The sequence below is a fragment of the Massilia sp. IC2-477 genome (genome assembly GCF_020707265.1).
GTDB lineage: Bacteria > Pseudomonadota > Gammaproteobacteria > Burkholderiales > Burkholderiaceae_D > Telluria.
The window spans coordinates 241026-259883 of the sequence record NZ_JAJFEQ010000006.1 but is presented as its reverse complement, the minus strand read 5'-3'; the positions used below and the strand labels follow the sequence as shown (position 1 = coordinate 259883).

Genomic DNA, 18858 nt, shown 5'->3' with positions numbered 1-18858 from the left:
AACATGAATTTCTCCCGCTTCTTCGTCGACAAGCCGATCTTCGCGGTCGTGCTGTCGGTGATCGTCTTCGTCGGCGGCCTGATCTCGATCTTCAAGCTGCCGGTGTCCGAGTACCCGGAGGTGGTGCCGCCGTCAGTCGTGGTGCGCGCCCAGTATCCGGGCGCGAACCCGAAGGTGATCGCCGAAACCGTGGCCGCGCCGCTGGAAGAGCAGATCAACGGCATCGAGGACATGCTCTACATGAGCTCCCAGAACACCTCGGACGGCGCCCTGGCACTGACCCTGACCTTCGCGATCGGTACCGATATCGACCGCGCCGAGAGCCAGGTGCAGAACCGGGTGCAGCGCGCGCTGCCGCGCCTGCCCGAGGAGGTGCGCCAGATCGGCGTCACCACGGTGAAAAGCTCGCCGAACCTGACCATGGTGGTGCACCTGAATTCGCCGGACGGCCGCTATGACGACCTGTACCTGCGCAACTACGCGGTGCTGAACATCAAGGACCAGCTGGCGCGCCTGAACGGCATGGGCGAAGTCCAGCTGTTCGGCTCGGGCGACTACGCCATGCGGGTCTGGCTCGATCCGCAAAAGGTCGCCGCACGCAACCTGACCGCGGGCGACGTGGTATCCAGCATCCGCGAGCAGAACGTGCAGGTCGCGGCCGGCGTCGTCGGCCAGGGTCCTTCCAAGGACGCCGAGTTCCAGCTGACCGTCAACACCCAGGGGCGCCTCTCGAGCGTCGAGGAGTTTGGCGAGATCGTGGTCAAGGCCGGCGAGGACGGCGCCGTCACGCGCCTGAAGGACGTGGCGCGCCTGGAGATGGGTTCCAGCTCCTATGCGCTGCGTTCGCTGCTGAACAACAAGTCGGCGGTCGCGATCCCGATCTTCGAGGCGCCGAACGCGAACGCGCTGCAGCTGTCGAGCGACGTGCGCGCCAAGATGGAAGAGCTTTCGAAAGACTTCCCGGAAGGCGTCGAGTACAGCATCGTGTATGACCCGACCCAGTTCGTGCGCGAGTCGATCGACTCGGTGATCAAGACCCTGCTGGAAGCCGTGGTGCTGGTGGCCCTGGTCGTGATCGTGTTCCTGCAGACCTGGCGCGCCTCGATCATCCCGCTGCTGGCAGTGCCGGTGTCGGTGGTCGGCACCTTCGCCGTGATGCTGATGTTCGGCTTCTCGATCAACACACTGTCGCTCTTCGGCCTGGTGCTGGCGATCGGTATCGTGGTCGACGACGCCATCGTGGTGGTGGAAAACGTCGAGCGCAACATCGGCAATGGTTTGTCGCCGCATGACGCGACCATCCAGGCCATGAAGGAAGTCTCGGGTCCGATCATCGCGATCGCCCTGGTGCTGTGCGCCGTGTTCGTGCCGATCGCCTTCGTCTCGGGCCTGACCGGCCAGTTCTACCGCCAGTTCGCCCTGACCATCGCGATCTCGACCGTGATCTCGGCCTTCGTTTCCTTGACGCTGGCCCCGGCCATGTCGGCCGCGCTCCTGAAAGCGCACGACGCGCCGAAGGATGCACTGACCCGCGCCATGGACAAGGTGCTGGGCCGCTTCTTCGCCGGCTTCAACCGCTTCTTCGGCCGTGCCTCGCACAGCTACGAAGGTGGCGTGAAGACGGTGCTGCGCCGCAAAGCTGCGACGCTGGGCGTCTACCTGGCGCTGGGCGTGGCCGCGGTCTTCATGTTCCGTGTGGTGCCGCCGGGCTTCGTGCCGGCCCAGGACAAGGGCTACCTGATCGGTTTCGCCCAGCTGCCGGACGCCGCCTCGCTCGACCGCACCGATGAAGTGATCCGCAAGATGTCGACCATTGCCAAGGAAATCCCGGGCGTGGAATCTTCGATCGCCTTCCCGGGCCTGTCGATCAACGGCTTCACCAATGCGCCGAACGCCGGCATCGTGTTCACGGGCCTGAAACCCTTCAGCGAGCGCAAGGGCCACCCGGAGCAGTCGGCCGAAGCCATCGCCGCCGAAATCAACAAGCGCATGGGCGAGGTCAAGGATGCCTTCGTGATGGTGCTGCCGCCACCCCCGGTGAATGGCCTGGGCACCACCGGCGGCTTCAAGCTGATGCTGGAAGACCGCGGCAACCTCGGCTACGACGAACTGTACAAGGCCACGCAGGCGCTGCAGGCCAAGGCCTGGGGCACGCCGCAGCTGGCGGGTGTGTTCTCGAGCTACCAGATCAATGTGCCGCAGCTGTTCGCGGACGTCGACCGGGTGAAAGCCAAGCAGCTCGGCGTGCCGCTGTCGACCATCTACCAGACCTTGCAGGTGAACCTGGGTTCGCTGTACGTGAACGACTTCAACCAGTTCGGCCGCACCTACCAGGTGCGGGTGCAGGCCGACGCGCAGTTCCGCTCGCAGCCCGAGCAGATCGCGCAGCTGAAGGTCCGCAACGACAAGGGCGAGATGATCCCGCTGTCGTCCCTGATGCAGGTGAAGGACAGCTATGGTCCGGACCGCGTCCAGCGCTACAACAACTACGTGGCGGCCGACCTGAATGGCGGCGCAGCGCCGGGCGTGTCCTCGGGCCAGGCCCAGGCCATCATGGAGCAGCTGGCCAAGGAAACCCTGCCGAAAGGGATCGCCTATGAATGGACCGAGCTGACCTACCAGGAGATCCTGGCCGGTAACACCATGATCTACGTGTTCCCGCTGTGCGTGCTGCTGGTGTTCCTGGTGCTGGCCGCCCAGTACGAGAGCTGGACCCTGCCGCTGGCGGTGATCCTGATCGTGCCGATGTCGATCCTGTGCGCGCTGGTGGGCGTCAAGCTCTCGGGTGGCGACAACAACATCTTCACCCAGATCGCCCTGTTCGTGCTGGTTGGCCTGGCCTCCAAGAACGCGATCCTGATCGTGGAATTCGCCCGCGAGCTGGAAGACCACGGCCGCAGCATCGTCGAGGCCGCGCTGGAAGCTTCCCGCCTGCGCCTGCGTCCGATCCTGATGACCTCGATCGCCTTCATCATGGGTGTGCTGCCGCTGGTGTTCTCGACCGGCGCCGGCGCCGAAATGCGCCACGCAATGGGTGTGGCCGTGTTCGCCGGCATGCTGGGCGTGACCTTCTTCGGCCTGTTCCTGACGCCGCTGTTCTACGTCCTGCTGCGCAGTGTGGCAAAGCGTTTCGAGAAAAAAGCACCGGTGGCCAAAGCAAAGGCCCCGGTCCTGGACCTGGAAGGAGTGCACTGAGATGAAGAGCATGATCGCAAGGGGCGTGGCCCCACTGTTGGCAGCCTTGCTGCTGACTGCCTGCGCCACCCCGGACTTCAAACAGCCGGCGGTCGAGACCCCGACTGCCTTCCGCAACCTGCAGGTGGCGCCTGCGACTGAAGTCGCGGGTATCGAAGGTTCGCGCTGGAAGCCGGCCCAGCCGGCCGAGCAGCAGCCGCGCGGCCAGTGGTGGCTCGCCTTCCAGGATCCGGCGCTGACCGTCCTGGTCGAGGAAGCGAGCGCCAACAACGCCAACCTGTCGGTGGCCGCCGCCCGCGTCAAGCAGGCGAGGGCGATCGCCGGCATTGCAGCTGCGGATCGCGTGCCGCAAATCGGCGTCGGCATCGGCGCCCAGCGCGCCCGCCCGTCGGCACTGGAATCCGGCCTGCCGCAGGGGTCGCCGACCCAGGCGGTGACGAGCTATACGGCCAATCTCACGGCCAGCTACGAGGTCGACCTGTTTGGCCGCGTGGCGGCGGGCGTGTCGGCGGCGCGCAGCGATGCGGCGACGCTTGAAGCGAATTACCGCTCGGTGCTGCTGGCCCTGCAGGCGGACGTGGCGCAAACCTACTTCCGCCTGCGCGCCCTGGACGCCGAGCTGGATACCGTGGGCCAGACCGTGCGCCTGCGCGAGGAAAGCGTGAAAGTCACCCAGCGCCGCTTCGACCTTGGGGACATTGGCGAATTCGACCTGTCGCGGGCCCGTACCGAGCTGGCGACGGCGCGTGCGGAAGCCATCGGCCTGCAGCGCCAGCGCGCGACCGCCGAGCATGCGCTCGCGGTCCTGCTGGGCAAACCGGCGGCCAACTACGTGGCCGGCCCCAGCCCGCTGCTGGATGCGACCCTGCTGCCGGCCATCCCGGCCGGCCTGCCGTCTTCGCTGCTCGAGCGTCGTCCGGATATCGTCGCTGCGCAGCGTGCGATGGAAGCCTCGAATGCCCGCATCGGCGTGGCGCGTGGCGCGATGTTCCCGGCCTTGACCATCAGCGCGGCCGGCGGCGGCGTCGGCGGCGCCTTCTCGGAAGTGTTCAAGTGGAGCAGCCGCTCCTGGGTCCTGGGCCTGCTCACCTCGATGCCGCTGATCGACGGCGGCCGCAACCGCGCCAATGTCGAACGCAGCGAAGCGGTGCTGGAAGAATCGGTGGGCAGCTACCGCCAGAGCGTGCTGACGGCCTTTGCCGAGGTCGAGGACAACCTGGCCGGCCTGCGCATCCTGTCCGGCCAGGCCGAGCAGATCGACGCGGCGCTGGTAGCGGCGCGCCGCTCGGCCGACCTGGCGCAGAAGCTGTATGACGCTGGCCGCTCCAGCTATCTCGAACTGCTCGACGCGCAGCGCAACCTGGCCGCGGTCGAACGCACCGCGGTCCAGCTGCGCGGCAACCGCGCGGTGACGACCGTGGCCCTGATCCGCTCTCTGGGCGGGGGCTGGGACGCGGGCCGCATCGACAGCAACACCGTCGCCATGAAGTAGTACCTGTAGTTCACCTCTCCAGGCGTTTTGCCCTTTGCGGCGGGTACTATGTGCTCGCCGCTTTTTTTTCGCCCGGCTACAATCGCGTCATGGCGACTTCCACACCTTCCCTGACCGGCCTGGCGCCGGTGATCGCACCAAGCACCCGCGTGCTCGTCCTCGGCAGCTTTCCCGGTGCAGCCTCGCTGGCGGCGCAGCGCTACTATGCGCATCCCCGCAACCAGTTCTGGCCGCTGATCTCGGCCGTGATCGGGGAAGACCTGGCCAGCCTGCCGTATGAGGAGCGCCTGCCGCGCCTGCTGGCGCACCGCTTCGGCCTGTGGGATGTGCTGGCCGGCTGCGAGCGCGAAGGCAGCCTGGACTCCGCCATCCGCAACCCGGCCGCCAACGATTTCGAGCGCTTACGCGCGCTGTGCCCGCAACTGGAGACGGTCGGTTTCAACGGCCAGGCATCCGGCAAGTTCGCGCCTCAGTTCGCGGCGGCCGGCTATCGCACCGTCGTGCTGCCGTCGAGCTCTCCGGCGCACATGGCGATGAGCTTCGAGCAGAAGCTCGCCGTCTGGCGCCAGCTGTCCGAGCCTGCACCCGCGGGCAACTCGGCGCCGGCCCAGTCCTCCTTATTCGGACCAGGCTAGCTGGCCGCGCAGGGATTCCGCCAGCACCGCAGCGGGCAGGAGCAAGACCGCCACGACCGCGGAACAGGCGTTGCGGCTGCCGATGGCCAGCAGGAACGCGGGCAGGCCGACCACGCTGGCGAAGCCGAGCCTCAGCCGCAGTCTCGGTTGCGCCGGGTTGCGCGTCACCACGGCCCTGGGCCCGGCCAGCCTGCGCATGCAGGACACTGACATGGTCGCGCATGGTCCATCCAAGCTTGCGGGAGCAGCCTGCGTGAACAGTGCGGCAGCGACAGCCACGCTGTTGCGAACCATGTCGGCCAGGGATTGCGGCACCGGCGCCGCCACGCAGGGTACATCGTCCAGCCGACGTAATTCGGGCCTATCCGGGCAGCCATGCGGCAGCCGGATGCGCCACACCAGGCCGAGCCGGCGCAGCAGCACCAGCACCCACCAGCCGGGATCCCATTCGCCCGGATACAGGCCGAGGCGCGCCGAGCCGGGAAACGCATGGTGGTTGTTGTGCCAGGATTCGCCCATGGTCAGCAGCGAAGCCAGCCTGACGTTGCGGCCCTGTACCGCCGCGCCGTCCACGCTGTGGTGCATGGCGCCGTGGTTATGGGCGAAGTGGCCGATCAGCCAGTGGCCGGTGACGCCGGCCGCGATGCGGGCGCAGCCGCCCCAGATGACGAAGGCCCAGCCGCCTGCAAGATACAGCAGCAGCGCCGGCGGGACCTGCTGCAGCATCCAGCTACGTTCCAGGAAGCGGTAGAAGCGGTCGGCGGCAATGCCTGGTGCCGGTTCCAGCTGCGGCGGGTCGTCCAGTTCGAGGCGGCAGTGCAGCTGCCACCAGGCGTCCTGCCAGAATGAGGCGCCGTGGCGCAGGAAGGGATGGCAGTCGGGCTGGCGCTGCGCATGATCGCGCAGGTCGTGCTGGCGCACCAGTCCCAGCGGCCCGGACAGGCCGACCTGCACGCCCAGGTAGACCAGCAGGTATTCGAGCCAGCGCGGACAGGCGAAGCTGTCGTGGATCAGTTTGCGGTGGCTGCCGAGCGAATGCCCGAACAGCAGCACGGTTGCGGTCGTGGCGAGGAAGACCGCCAGCGCCGTCCAGCTGAAGGTCAGGGCGCCGCCGACGATGGCCACGCCCGTCGTCCCGGTCCACCACAGCGAGCGCACCGGCTCCCAGCGCACCCTTCCTGCGAACACGTTACCGCCTGCCGCCTGCCGATCTGCCATTGCCGCCTCCGGATGTCAGTTTGTCTTGCGCTTTGCCGCGATTGCCTTCGATTCGCGCTTCAGGGGCCCGGCTGTCGGGCACAGTTCGAACATGAAGCCGGACAGCTGGTTGACCAGGCTGTCGGGCTTGAGCGTGTAGTACACGAATTGCCCGCGCCGCTCGCTCGTGACCAGGGCCGCGTTTTCCAGCACCGACAGGTGGCGCGAGATGGCCGGCGCGCTGATCCCCAGCCGCTCGGCCAGTTCGGAAGTCGTCAGTTCGACATTCGACAGCAGGGCGAGGATCTTGCGGCGCGGCAGCGAAGCCAGTGCTTCGAAAGTCTTGTCCAAGTTTGAGTTCATTCTTTAATTAACTAATTAGTTAATCGTATTCTTGCCCTTTATCCGCCGGCTGTCAAGCGCGGCGGATCGGGTGCCTCAGCGGATCAGGGTGCCGGTCGCCGTGCCGGTGCGCCGCAGGTGCGCCAGCTTGGCCGAATACACCTGGCGCATTTCCTGGCGGGTGCTGGTGTCGAGGGCCTTGGCGATCTGCTCGCGCGCGTCCTTGATGTCGCCCAGCTTCAGGTGCGAGACGCCGAGCCAGAAGCGGAACTCGTCGTTGTAGGGGGCGCGCTTGACCTCGCGCTCGAACAGCTCGCGCGCCTTGCCGTAGTCGCCCTCGCGCAGCGCGACCATGCCCTTGTCGAAGTAGTGGTAGGGCGGGAAGGGCTCGATGGCGGCGATGCGCTGCGCCAGTGCCTGCGCTTCCGCATGCTTGCCCTGGGCGGCCAGCACCGGCTGCAGGTTGCGCAGCACCATCACGTTTTCCGGCTCGCGTTCGAGCGCCGCGCGATAGGTCTGCTCGGCCAGCGCGCGGTCGCCGTGGCGGTCGTAGATCACGGCCAGGGTGTTCAGGGCCGGGACCATGCCGGGACGCTTGTCGACTGCCGCCCGGGCCCACCAGTAGGCGTCGTCGAGGCGCTCGTGCACCAGCATCTCGGCCGCGCGGTTGTTCAGGTAGAGGGCGACGATTTCTTCTTCCTCCAGCTCGCGTGCGCGGATGCGCTGCGCTTCGCTCTGCGGGATGAAGTCGACCAGCAGCATGTCGTCCTGGTCGGTGCTGCGCATGCCGGCCTCGCGGCGGCTGCCGATGCTGATGTTGACGTGGGCGCTGGCCAGGTAGAGACCCGCCGTACGGCTCCAGGTGCTGTCCACGTCGACGCTGCGAAAGCGGATCGGCATGCCCAGTTCCTTGGCGAAGGCGGCGGTCATGATCACCAGCGACAGGCAGTTGCCGGAGCGGTCGGCGAAGGTCTGCGCGGCGGTGCGGGTGCGCGCGGATTCGTACTCGAGCATCAGGTCATTCTTGCTGTACAGCGCATGCACCAGGCCCTGGCGCTGGCCGTGCTGGCGCAGCTGCCGGCCGAAGGCCTGGCTGTTCAGGTAGGAGCGCATTGCCGGGCTGAGCGTAAACAGGTCGTCGGCGCCGACTTGTTCGGAAGGCGGCGCAAAACGCGCATCGGCGAACAGGGGTGTCGGGGCAGCAGGCGGCTGCACGCTGGCGCAGCCGGCCAGCAGGGACAGGGACAACAGGATGGCGATGCGTTTCATGACTCACTCCAGGGGCACTCGTACTTACAGCACGCAGTATCTGCCTCTACCGGAGCGATGTCAAAAATGCTGTCACTCTTCGTGGAAGGCTTCGACCAGTTCGTCCAGCAGCTCGGCCGTCTCTTCGTCGGACAGGCCGAGGTAGGCGCAGGCCCTGGCGCCGCCCTTGTTCCACTCGAGCGACTCGGCATGGCCCTGGTAGCGGCAGATGGCGCTTTCGGCCAGCACCGACAGGGCGACCAGCGAGCGCACGGCGCCCGCGGTGGAGGCGTCCTCGAGCACCGCGAAATCGTGGTGGTGCAGGATGGCCCAGCCGACGTCGCCCGACAGGCCCCAGTTGCGCGCCAGCAGGCAACCGACCGCGGCGTGCGAGGTCGAGTGGCGCTCGTCTTCCAGCGCGGTGAACGGACGCTCGGCTTCCAGCGAGGCGGCTGCGTAGGTCGCGGCGTAGTCGGCGAAGCGGTCCATCAGCAGCGGCACGCCGGTGTCGCAGAACAGGCCGAAGGTGTGGGCCACGTCCGGCTCGCCGATGCGCAGGCGGCGCGACAGGAACACCATGGCCTGGGCGCGCCGGGTACTGATGTCCCAGAAGCTGGCCAGCGCCGCGCTGTTGGTGGGGATCGCCTGGCGCGCCAGCAGGCCGGTCATCAGGGCTGCGACCTGGTTAATGCCGAGGAACAGGATCGCCTGCTCGACCGACTTGGCCTTGCGCCGCCCGCCGTAGATCGAGGAATTGGCCAGCTTCAGCAGGGCGCCGGACATGCCGACGTCGCTCGCCACGATCTTGCCGATCGCTTCCGGCGACGGATCTTCCGAAGCCAGTTCGCGCTGCATGTCGGCGAGCAGGCTCGGCCGGGGCGGGATGCGGATCGACTTGATCAGGGCATCGACCTGGTCGAGTTGCGGAACGGGATCGGCGACGGTATTCATGGGCGCGGGCAGGAGGAATTGCGGGAGGAATGCGAACAACCGTGCCACTATACCTCAGACCCCATTTTATTGCAGCAAGGCAATTCCGAAGCTTTGTCAATCAAATCATTTTTTGTATCTATTTCACCAAAGCGACACCGCAAAACGACCCGCGCTAGAATCCGGCCATGGCCATTTCGACAATAGCAGGTATCGATTTCACTCAGCCGGCGGAGATCGTCGCGCGCCAGCTGATCGGCGTGACAGTCCTGGTGAACGGCGTCGGCGGACGGATCGTCGAGACGGAAGCCTATGACCGCGAGGATCCGGCCTCGCACGCCTTTTCCGGTCCGACCGAGCGCAATGCCTCGATGTTCGGACCGCCCGCCCACGCCTACGTCTACCGCTCCTATGGCATCCACTGGTGCCTGAACTTCGTGTGCCGCGAAGAGGGTCATGGGGCCGGGGTCCTGATCCGCGCACTGGAACCGCTGGCAGGGTTGGATGAGATGCGCCGGCGCCGCGACGCGGACGACGAGTGGCTGCTGTGCTCCGGCCCGGGCAAACTGTGCCAGGCGCTGGGCGTGACCCGCGCCAACAACGGCATGCCGCTGTCGCAGCCACCGTTCGAGCTGCTGCCGGGTAGTCCGGGGCTGGAGGTGGTGGCCGGGCCGCGCATCGGGATCTCGAAGGCGATGGACGTGCCCTGGCGTTTCGGGCTGGCCGGCTCGCGCTTCGTCAGCCGGCCGTTCCGCTGATCAGGCACGCCGCCGGCGTGCGCGTTCAGCCACGGGCAGGGCCGCGATCGGGCGCCCGCGCATCGGGCTTGCGCTTGCGCGCCGTTCCTGCAGGCCGTGGAAGCCCGCATCCTCGCCGTCTTCTTCCGGCGCCGCCTGTTCCTGCTCGATCGCCGGAATCTCCTCGCCTTCCAGCTTGAAGATCGACACGGCCCTGGCCAGGTTGACGGTCTGCTCGTGCAGGCTTTCGGCCGCCGCCGCCGCCTGTTCCACCAGGGCCGCGTTCTGCTGGGTCATGCCGTCCATCTGTCCCACCGCCTGGTTCACTTCGGCGATGCCGTTGGCCTGCTCGGTGCTGGCGATGCTGATGCGGCCGATGATGTCGTTCACCTGGCGTACCGAGGCGACGATGTCGCCCATGCTGGCGCCGGCCTCGCTCACCGAGGCGCTGCCGTCCTCGATGATCTTGACCGAGTCCGCGATCAGGCCCTTGATCTCGCGCGCCGCCGCCGCCGAGCGCTGCGCCAGCGTGCGCACTTCGGCCGCCACCACGGCAAAGCCGCGTCCCTGCTCGCCGGCGCGCGCCGCTTCCACCGCCGCGTTCAGGGCCAGCAGGTTGGTCTGGAACGAGATGCCGTCGATGACCCCGGTGATCTCGACGATCTTGCGCGAGCTGGCCTGGATCGATTCCATGGTCGCTACGGCGCGCCCCACGGCCTGGCCGCCGTTCGAGGCCAACTGCGCCGCCTCGGCCGCGAGGGTGGACGCCAACTGCGCGTTGTTGGCGTTTTCCTTGACCGCGGTGGTCAGTTCTTCCATCGTGCTGGCGGTCTGCTCGAGCGAGCCGGCCTGCAGCTCGGTGCGGGTCGACAGGTCGAGGTTGCCGCTGGCGATTTCCTGCGAGGCGGTGTCGATCGAGCGCACCGCGCCGAGGATGCTGTGCAGGGCGCCGGTCAGGCGCTTGATGCTGTGGTCGAGCGCGCGCGAGGTGTCCGCGATTTCGTCGCGCCCGCTGCCCGGCGTGCCGGAAGGACGCAGGCGGCCATCGGCCAGCTCGTTGACGACGGTGGCGATCGAGCGGATGTCGGTCAGCATGGCGCGCCTCACCAGCATCGTCACCACCAGCGACAGCCCGATCGACAGCAGCACCAGGCCGGCCATGGTGATCCCGAGCGAACGGAATTCGGCCTTGGCGGCGGCGTGGGCTTCCACGCTCAGCTTCTTCTCCAGCGCCGCCAGGTTCTGCAGGCCGGTGTCGAGGGCGACGAACTGCTTCTCGGCCTTCTGCATGGAGTTGGTGGCGATCGACTGGTCGACTTGGGCCAGCTCGATGGTTTCGTTCACCATCTTGCGGTAGCTGGACAGGGCCGCCAGCGAGTTCTCGATCGGCGCGCGCTCGCTCGGCTCGGCCAGCCGGGACAGTTCGTCCAGGCGGGTCTTGATGCCGGCATGCTTCTTGTGGATGTCGGCGGTCAGCGCGGCCAGGCGGTTGGCGGCGAAGCTGCCGTTCACCCAGGCCAGCAGCTGGTAGATGTTGGCATGTGCAAAGCGCGCCTCGCCCGCCACGTCGGCCACGGCCTGCAGGCGCGCGGCGCGCACCTGCACCATGTGCTCGAGCGAGGCGTTCTGGCGCACCATGCCGTAATAGGCGGCCGCAGACAACAAGGTCAGCAGCACCAGCACCAGGCCCGGGGCCAGCAGGAGTTTCGGGCCGATCCGCAATTTGTTCAGCATGTTGACTCCGGGCGTGGAATAAGGGATTTACTTCTTGTAGATGCCGACTTCCAGCACCACGTCGTCGACGCGCTGGATGAAGGTGGTCTTCGGCTCGATCTTGCCGCTGGTCGGATTCTTGTACTGGTAGTCGACCCAGCCCTTGCCCTTGGCGGCGGCCAGCTCGATGATCTCGCGGCGGTACTTCTTGCCGTTCGCATCCGGCACGTCGGTCAGGTCCTTGCCGACGATCGAGGGGTTGTAGGGATGGGCCAGCACGATGCCGGTCTTCAGGTCGCGGATGTCCATGTAGAGCTCGCCCTGGACGTAGTCGGCGTCCTTGGCGTTGATGCGCTTCATCATCTCATCCTTGCCCTTGGCCTTGACCAGGGCGACCCCGCGTTCGACCATCGCGATGGCGTCCTTCTCGGTCGGGGCGTTGGCGAGGGCGGGGGCGGCGGCGATGGCCAGGCACAGGGCTGCGGCAAACAGTTTCATGTTGACTCCTCGAGTGGAATGTTCTGGGACCAATATTGCTAAAGTGCATTGGCAAATGTACCGGGGTGGGGAGGGCGCTAATTGCGATGGCGCAATCGCATTGCGCAGCAGCGTAGGAAGGTTGCGCGTTGGCGTCAGTCGATCCTGACTCGGACACGCATGCACGTCGCATGTGCCGAACGTTTTTGAACAAAAGCTTTGTTTTGCAGCAAGCCGGTCATTTAGAATTGTCAGCTTTGTTGATGAGCTGGCATGAAGATAGAAAAACCGGTTTCCCTTGGTGATCCGTCGGCACAGGCATCGCCCCACCTGGCCTACCGCCGCGACATCGATGGACTGCGCGCGCTCGCCGTGCTGGCGGTGGTGCTGTTCCACGCCTTTCCGTCGCTGCTGAGGGGCGGCTTCATCGGTGTCGACATCTTCTTCGTCATCTCCGGCTTCCTGATCTCGAGCATCCTCCTGCGCGAGCTGGACGGGGGCAATTTCAGCTTTGCCGCCTTCTACGCGCGCCGGGTGCGCCGCCTGTTCCCGGCGCTGCTGCTGGTGCTGGCGGGCTGCATGGCCTTCGGCTGGTTCGCCCTGTTCCCCGACGAATACGAGCAGCTCGGCAAGCACGTGGTCGGCGGCGCCGGCTTTGCCGCCAACTTCTTCTACTGGGCCCAGGTCGGCTACTTCGATACCGCCGCCCATACCAAGCCGCTGCTGCACCTGTGGTCGCTCGGCATCGAGGAACAGTTCTATATCCTGTGGCCGGTCGTCCTGCTGCTGGGCTGGCGGCTGCGCCTCAAGCTGCTATCGCTGGCCGCCGTGCTGGCGCTGGCCTCCTTCATCGTCAACATCGGCGGCATTGCGCAGTACCCCAGCGCCACCTTCTATTCGCCGGCCAGCCGCGCCTGGGAACTGCTGCTGGGCGCGAGCCTGGCCTGCCTGCAGATGCGCCCGCCGGGCGCCGGGCGCCATCCGCTGTGGCCGGGGGCGTGGCCGAACCTGCTGGCCTGGCTTGGGCTTGCCCTGCTGGCCGCCGGGCTGGCGCTGGTCACGCGCGAGCGCCCCTTCCCCGGCTGGCTGGCGCTGCTGCCGGCGGCGGGCGCGTTGTGCCTGATCGGCGCCGGGCCGCAGGCCTGGTTCAACCGCGTGGTGCTGTCGAACCGCGTGCTGGTCGGCATCGGCCTGATCAGCTATCCGCTCTACCTGTGGCACTGGCCGCTGCTCTCCTTTGCCCAGATCATCGAGTCGCGCGAACCCGCGCTGCAGATCCGCGCCGGCCTGGTGCTGCTCGCGCTGCTGCTGGCCTGGCTGACCTGGCGCGTGGTGGAGCGTCCGCTGCGCGCCGACGGAGGCAAGGGCGGCGCCTGGGGCCGCGTCGCCGCGCTGTGTGCGCTGATGCTGGCATGCGCCGGCAGCGGCGCCTATATCTACCTGAACGAAGGACTGCCGGCGCGCCGGCCGATCCAGGACAACATCGCCAACCACAAGGCGCTGGTGGTGGTCGAGGACCGCGCCAGCGCCGCGGCCTGCCGCAAGCGCTTTGGTTTCGACACCGACTACGAGTACTGCCAGCTGGCCGACCCGGACCGGGATCCGACCGTGGTGCTGGTCGGCGACAGCCACGCTTTCCACGTGGTGGCCGGCCTGAAGAAGTACTACAGCAGCGTGGGCGAAAACCTGCTGCTGCTGTCGACCCGCCATCCTTACTGGGGCATCCCCACCCGGGGCGACCCCTACCAGGAGGCGACTGGGCCAATGCTCGACCTTGCGCTCGCCATGCCCTCGGTAAAAACCGTGGTGTTCTCGACCCACCTGCGCCTGTGGCGGCATCCGCACCAGCGCTTCGTGCTGGAGGCGGCGCGCGAGACCTTCCGCCGCTTCACCGCGGCCGGCAAGCAGGTGATCTTCATGAGCGACGTGCCGAAAATGGGCTTCGATCCGCGTTCGTGCATCAAGCGTGCCGGGGTGGCATCGTCGGCGACCCGGGTGCCGTGCGCGATCCCGCGCGCCGACTGGGAAGAGCAGGTCGAACACCAGCTCGGCATCCTGGACGACTTCAGCCGCGAATTCCCGCAGCAGTTCTTCTGGTTCGATGCGGCGCAGGCCGTGTGCGACAAGGAGCGCTGCCACGCCATGGTCGACGGGCGCCTGATGTACCGCGACGACAATCACCTGAGTTACGAGGGCGACCTGCTGGTCGGCAGGCATTTTGCCGAGTGGATGCGCAGGCGTACGGCGAAGTAGGGCAGCCGTGACCGGCAATTGTCCCGTTCTGCGCTTCCCTTGTGCTAGCTCCCGCTATCGGACCATTCTGATTGATTGACGGCAATTCTCCGGAATTTCCGGAACGTAAGATGAATTCTTCCCGGCAACGTTGCATATGCAAGTTTGTCCTCGCCGGTATCCCCATCTTTCGTTTCCTGGAGAACTCCCGTGATCATGACCGAATCGACGCCCTCCAAGTTCAAGCCCTATACCCGGCAGAGCATCCACCTGGCGCGCCAGTGGCAATGGCTGACGCCGGAGTTGCAGGAAGCGGTGCAAGTGGTTTCCCATGTGCTGCCGTTCCGGGTCAATGCCTATGTGCTGGAGGAGCTGATCGACTGGGACAAGGTGCCGGACGATCCGATCTACCGTCTCACCTTTCCGCACCGCGACATGCTGCCCGCCAGCGAGTACGAGCAGCTGCGCGACCTGGTGCTGTACAAGAAGGACGAGGCGGCGATCGCGAAGCTGGTGCACGGCATCCGGATGCGCATGAACCCGCACCCGGCTGGCCAGATGACGCACAACGTCCCGCGCGTGAACGATGCGCCGCTCAAGGGCCTGCAGCACAAGTACAAGGAAACCGTGCTGTTCTTCCCGAGCTCGGGCCAGACCTGCCACGCTTACTGCACCTTCTGCTTCCGCTGGCCGCAGTTCGTCGGCATGGACGACATGAAGTTCGATGCGCGCGAGTGCGGCGAACTGGTGTCCTACCTGGAGAGCCACACCGACGTCACCGACGTCCTGATCACCGGCGGCGACCCGATGATCATGAACACCCGTTCGCTGGCCGAATTCATCGAGCCGCTGCTCGAGCCGAACCTGGCCCACATCCAGAACATCCGCATCGGCACCAAGTCGGTGGCCTATTGGCCGCAACGCTTCGTGTCGGACAAGGACAGCGACGACCTGCTGCGCCTGTTCGAGAAAGTCGTCCGGTCCGGGAAGAACCTGGCCATCATGGGCCACTACAACCATGCGGTCGAGCTGCGTCATCCGATCGCGCAGCAGGCGGTCAAGCGCATCGTCGGCACCGGCGCCACGCTGCGCATGCAGGGGCCGCTGATCCGCCACATCAACGAAGACCCGAAGAGCTGGGCCGAGCTGTGGACCACGGGCGTGCGCTTGGGCGCCATCCCGTACTACATGTTCGTCGAGCGCGACACCGGCCCGCGCGACTACTTCTCGCTGCCGCTGGCGCGCGCCCACCAGATCTTCCAGGAAGCCTATTCGATGGTGTCGGGCCTGTCGCGCACCGTACGCGGTCCTTCGATGAGCGCGTTCCCGGGCAAGGTGGTGATCGACGGCGTGGTCACGATCAACGGCGAGAAGCTGTTCGCGCTGCAGTTCCTGCAGGCGAGGAATCCCGAATGGGTGCGCCGTCCCTTCTTCGCCAGGTACGATCCGGACGCCACCTGGCTCGACCACCTGAAGCCCGCCTTCGGGCGCGACAAGTTCTTCTTCGAGCAGGAGAGCGGCGGCCCGCTCAAGGGACCCGGCGGACGCGTCATCCCGCTGGTGCCGGCCGGCCAGCTGCACGGTGAAGGCGAGGGCGCCGCCCAGGACGCTGCCTGAGCCGGCACTGCGGACCGCTTTTTCCCCTCCTATGCAGGCGCCCGCCACTTCGCCACGCCTGACCGGCGTGGCGGTTTTTTTCTACGTGTTCCTGCCCTTCGCGCTGGGACACTACCTGTCCTCGCTGCTGCGCAATGCGAACGCGGTACTGGCCTCGCACCTGGTCGGCGCGCTCGCGCTCACGCCGGGGGAACTGGGGCTGCTCACCAGCGCCTTCTTCTTTGCCTTCGCCCTTGTCCAGCTGCCGGTCGGGATCGCCCTCGACCGCTGGGGACCGCGCCGGGTGCAGCTGGCAATGATGCTGGTCGGCGCGCTCGGCGCCCTGCTGTTTTCGCGCGGGACCGGCTTCCCCCAGCTGCTGGTGGCGCGCGCCGTCATGGGATTCGGCCTAGGCGGCTGCTTCATGGCGGCGGTGAAAGCGGTGTCCACCTGGATCGCGCCCAGCAAGCTGCCTTCGGTGCACGGCTACCTGATCGCCGTTGGCGGGCTGGGGGCGGCCACCGCCACCATGCCGGTGCGCCTGGCGCTCGAGTACACCGACTGGCGCGGCCTGTTCGCGATCCTGGCCGGGCTCACCGCCTGTTCCGGACTCCTGATCGCGCTGCTCTACCCGCGCGATACCGCGGCGACGCCCAGGCGCGGCCCGCTCGGCGAAGCCCTGCGCGGGGTGTTCCGGGCGCCGGTGTTTCGCACCACGGCGTCGCTGGTGCTGATCCCGCATGCGGTGTTCTTCGGCATCCAGGGCCTGTGGATTGGGCGTTGGCTGACCGACGTCGCGCGCTTCCCGGACGATGCGGTGGCCTACCTGCTCTACATGGGCATGGCCGCGGTGATCTTCGGCGCCATCGCGGTGGGCACGATCACCGAATGGGCAGGGCGGCGCGGTATCGATCCGCTCGACGTGGCGGCGGCCGGCATCGGCGTCTTCCTGCTGGTGCAGGCGGCCTTCATCGTCAACTACCAACCGAGCTTCCAGCTGCTGTCGGTGCTGTTCACGCTGGTGGGGACGATCACGGGCATCGAGTACGCCATCATCGCCCAGTCGATGCCGCGCGAATTGACCGGGCGCGCGGCCACCTGCCTGAACCTCCTGATCTTCATCGGCGCCTTCGTGGTGCAGGCGGGCTTCGGCCTGCTGGTCGGGCTGTGGACACCGGATGCGGGCGGCCATGCGCCGGCGATCGCCTACCGCGCCGCGTTCGCCGTGCTGGTGGCGGTGCAGCTGCCCGGGCTGGTCGGCTTCGTGCTGCGGCGCCGGCGCGAGCGCCGTGCGGAAGTTGCCGGCGTGGACGAGGCATTGGCGGCGCCTTCTTGAGGCCCGGGTCTTCGCTGCGCTAACGGGCGGCACGCAATGCGCGGATTGGCTAGCATCTGGCAACGCGGACGCCGCTCGCCCACAGGAGAAGACCATGCGCCCTTATCCGCTCGGAGCCGTGCTGTTGCTGCTGGCCGCCTGCGGCGATCGTTCCACCCTGTTGCCAGGCGCCGACGTCGGACCCGCGCCGGTCCTCGCGTCCCCGGTCAAACGCATCATTCCCACCGTCGACATTGCTCCCGCCAGGGGCTGGCCGTCCGGCGGCGCGCCAAGCGCAGCAAGCGGCCTCGCGGTGAAAGCCTTTGCCGACGGGCTCGATCACCCACGCTGGCTGCTGGTGCTGCCCAACGGCGACGTGCTGGTGGCCGAGACCAATGCCCCCGAGCGTCCCGAGGACAAGAAGGGGATCCGCGGCTACGTGATGGGCAAGGTGATGGCCAGGGCCGGCGCCGCCGTGCCGAGCGCGAACCGCATCACGCTGCTGCGCGATGCCGACGGCGACGGCGTGGCCGAAACGAAGTCGGTCTTCCTCAAGGGGCTGAATTCGCCCTTCGGCATGGCCCTGGTGGACGACATGCTGTACGTGGCCAATACCGACGGCATCCTGCGCTTCCCCTATCGTGGCGGCGATACCGCGATCACGGCCAGTGGACAGCCGGTGGCGCCGCTGCCGGCAGGGCCCTTGAACCACCACTGGACCAAGAACATCATCGCCAGCCCGGACGGCCGCCGGCTGTACGCCACGTCAGGCTCGAACAGCAACGTCGCCGAGAACGGCATCGACAAGGAGGTCGACCGCGCCGCCATCCTCGAGGTCGACATTGCCAGCGGACGGACCCGCCTTTTCGCTTCCGGCCTGCGCAACCCGAACGGCATGGCATGGAATCCGGAGACCGGCATGCTGTGGACCGTGGTGAACGAACGCGACGAACTGGGCAGCGACCTGGTGCCGGACTATCTCACGTCGGTAAAGGAGGGCGGCTTCTACGGCTGGCCTTACAGCTACTACGGCAGGCATGTGGACGAGCGCGTCAAGCCGCCGCGCCCCGACCTGGTCGCCAGGGCGATCGTGCCCGACTACGCCCTCGGCGCGCACGTGGCGGCGCTGGGCCTGGCCTTTTATACGGGCGCGCTGCTGCCCCGGTTCGCGGGCGGCGCCATCATCGGCCAGCACGGCTCCTGGAACCGCAAGCCCCTGTCGGGCTATAAGGTCGTCTACGTGCCGTTCAAGGCCGGCCAGCCAGACGGCAAGCCAATCGAGATCCTGGGCGGCTTCGTGAATAACAAGGGCGAGGCGCTCGGGCGGCCGGTGGGCGTGGCGGTGGACAAGGCTGGGGCCATCCTGGTGGCGGACGATGTCGGCAATGTCATCTGGCGCGTGACGCCGGCGCAGTGAATCAAGCGCAGCCGGCGACCAGCAGGACCGGCAGCCCGGTCCACAGGATACCCACCAATGCCAGCAGGGCGCCCAGCGCCGCCGACCAGTCCAGCAAGCCGGCGTTACCGGCATTGCGCAGGATGCCGCGCTCGCGCCACAGCAGCCATGCGCACACCAGCAGCGCCAGCGCGGTGGCAATCCCGAGCAGCACCCGGTCCGGCCCACCCGCGCGCATCGCGGCCGGCGTGCACTGCGCCGCCGCCAGCAGATAGCAGAAGGTGAAGTGCGCCGCCCAGACCAGCAAGGGCAGGGTGCCGCGCAGGAGCTGCCGGAAGAAGTGATCTTGCATG

General features: G+C 67.1%; 15 protein-coding genes. 8 read left to right on the top strand and 7 right to left on the bottom strand.

Annotated features, from left to right (window positions below; all coding sequences use genetic code 11):
* Positions 1-3: 3 nt before the first annotated feature.
* The 3 genes from LK542_RS14490 (at position 4) to LK542_RS14480 (ending at position 5322) form a co-directional block, all read left to right on the top strand.
* Complete coding sequence (locus LK542_RS14490; protein WP_227812441.1) at positions 4-3195, top strand: efflux RND transporter permease subunit; 3192 nt, start codon at positions 4-6, stop codon at positions 3193-3195.
* Between the two features lies 1 nt (position 3196).
* On the top strand, positions 3197-4687 hold the full coding sequence (locus LK542_RS14485; RefSeq protein ID WP_227812440.1) for an efflux transporter outer membrane subunit: 1491 nt from the start codon (positions 3197-3199) through the stop codon (positions 4685-4687).
* An 89-nt stretch (positions 4688-4776) separates the two neighbouring features.
* Positions 4777-5322 carry a DNA-deoxyinosine glycosylase gene (locus LK542_RS14480; protein ID WP_227812439.1) on the top strand — a complete coding sequence of 182 codons (546 nt, stop codon included), beginning with the start codon at positions 4777-4779 and terminating at the stop codon, positions 5320-5322.
* Here the strand turns inward: LK542_RS14480 and LK542_RS14475 are convergent.
* The 4 genes from LK542_RS14475 to LK542_RS14460 all read right to left on the bottom strand — a co-directional run bounded on the left by LK542_RS14475 (position 5305) and on the right by LK542_RS14460 (position 9060).
* Positions 5305-6540, bottom strand: a complete 1236-nt coding sequence (locus tag LK542_RS14475; RefSeq protein ID WP_227812438.1) for an acyl-CoA desaturase — start codon at positions 6538-6540, stop codon at positions 5305-5307. The genes LK542_RS14480 and LK542_RS14475 overlap by 18 nt on opposite strands.
* 15 nt (positions 6541-6555) lie before the next feature.
* The gene (locus tag LK542_RS14470; RefSeq protein ID WP_227812437.1) at positions 6556-6870 is read right to left on the bottom strand and encodes a helix-turn-helix transcriptional regulator; all 315 of its coding nucleotides are present in this window, start codon (positions 6868-6870) and stop codon (positions 6556-6558) included.
* An 87-nt stretch (positions 6871-6957) separates the two neighbouring features.
* Positions 6958-8130 carry a tetratricopeptide repeat protein gene (locus LK542_RS14465; protein ID WP_227812436.1) on the bottom strand — a complete coding sequence of 391 codons (1173 nt, stop codon included), beginning with the start codon at positions 8128-8130 and terminating at the stop codon, positions 6958-6960.
* A 72-nt stretch (positions 8131-8202) separates the two neighbouring features.
* Positions 8203-9060 carry an HDOD domain-containing protein gene (locus LK542_RS14460; protein WP_227801820.1) on the bottom strand — a complete coding sequence of 286 codons (858 nt, stop codon included), beginning with the start codon at positions 9058-9060 and terminating at the stop codon, positions 8203-8205.
* A 167-nt stretch (positions 9061-9227) separates the two neighbouring features.
* Here LK542_RS14460 and LK542_RS14455 point away from each other — a divergent pair, with 167 nt between their 5' ends.
* The gene (locus tag LK542_RS14455; RefSeq protein ID WP_227801818.1) at positions 9228-9797 is read left to right on the top strand and encodes a DNA-3-methyladenine glycosylase; all 570 of its coding nucleotides are present in this window, start codon (positions 9228-9230) and stop codon (positions 9795-9797) included.
* Here LK542_RS14455 and LK542_RS14450 read toward each other — a convergent pair whose 3' ends face one another.
* Both LK542_RS14450 and LK542_RS14445 read right to left on the bottom strand, forming a co-directional pair.
* Positions 9798-11510, bottom strand: coding sequence for a methyl-accepting chemotaxis protein (locus LK542_RS14450; RefSeq protein ID WP_227812435.1), 1713 nt, complete (start codon positions 11508-11510; stop codon positions 9798-9800). It abuts the gene before it with no gap.
* Positions 11511-11537: 27 nt separating this feature from the next.
* Positions 11538-11987 (bottom strand): cache domain-containing protein, encoded by a 450-nt coding sequence (locus LK542_RS14445; RefSeq protein ID WP_227812434.1) that lies wholly within the window; start codon positions 11985-11987, stop codon positions 11538-11540.
* A 252-nt stretch (positions 11988-12239) separates the two neighbouring features.
* On the opposite strand from LK542_RS14445, the gene LK542_RS14440 reads away from it, so the two are divergent.
* From LK542_RS14440 to LK542_RS14425, 4 genes are all read left to right on the top strand, one after another.
* Positions 12240-14219 (top strand): acyltransferase family protein, encoded by a 1980-nt coding sequence (locus tag LK542_RS14440; protein WP_227812433.1) that lies wholly within the window; start codon positions 12240-12242, stop codon positions 14217-14219.
* Between the two features lie 195 nt (positions 14220-14414).
* Entirely contained in the window at positions 14415-15815 is a 1401-nt protein-coding gene (locus tag LK542_RS14435; protein ID WP_227812533.1) for a KamA family radical SAM protein, read from the top strand.
* A 31-nt stretch (positions 15816-15846) separates the two neighbouring features.
* Positions 15847-17130: an MFS transporter gene (locus LK542_RS14430; protein WP_227812432.1), complete on the top strand. Its 1284-nt coding sequence runs from the start codon at positions 15847-15849 to the stop codon at positions 17128-17130.
* A gap of 94 nt (positions 17131-17224) precedes the next feature.
* Entirely contained in the window at positions 17225-18526 is a 1302-nt protein-coding gene (locus LK542_RS14425) for a sorbosone dehydrogenase family protein (protein ID WP_227812431.1), read from the top strand.
* Between the two features lies 1 nt (position 18527).
* On the opposite strand, the gene LK542_RS14420 is transcribed toward LK542_RS14425, so the two are convergent.
* On the bottom strand, positions 18528-18857 hold the full coding sequence (locus LK542_RS14420; protein WP_227812430.1) for a hypothetical protein: 330 nt from the start codon (positions 18855-18857) through the stop codon (positions 18528-18530).
* Position 18858: the final 1 nt, after the last annotated feature.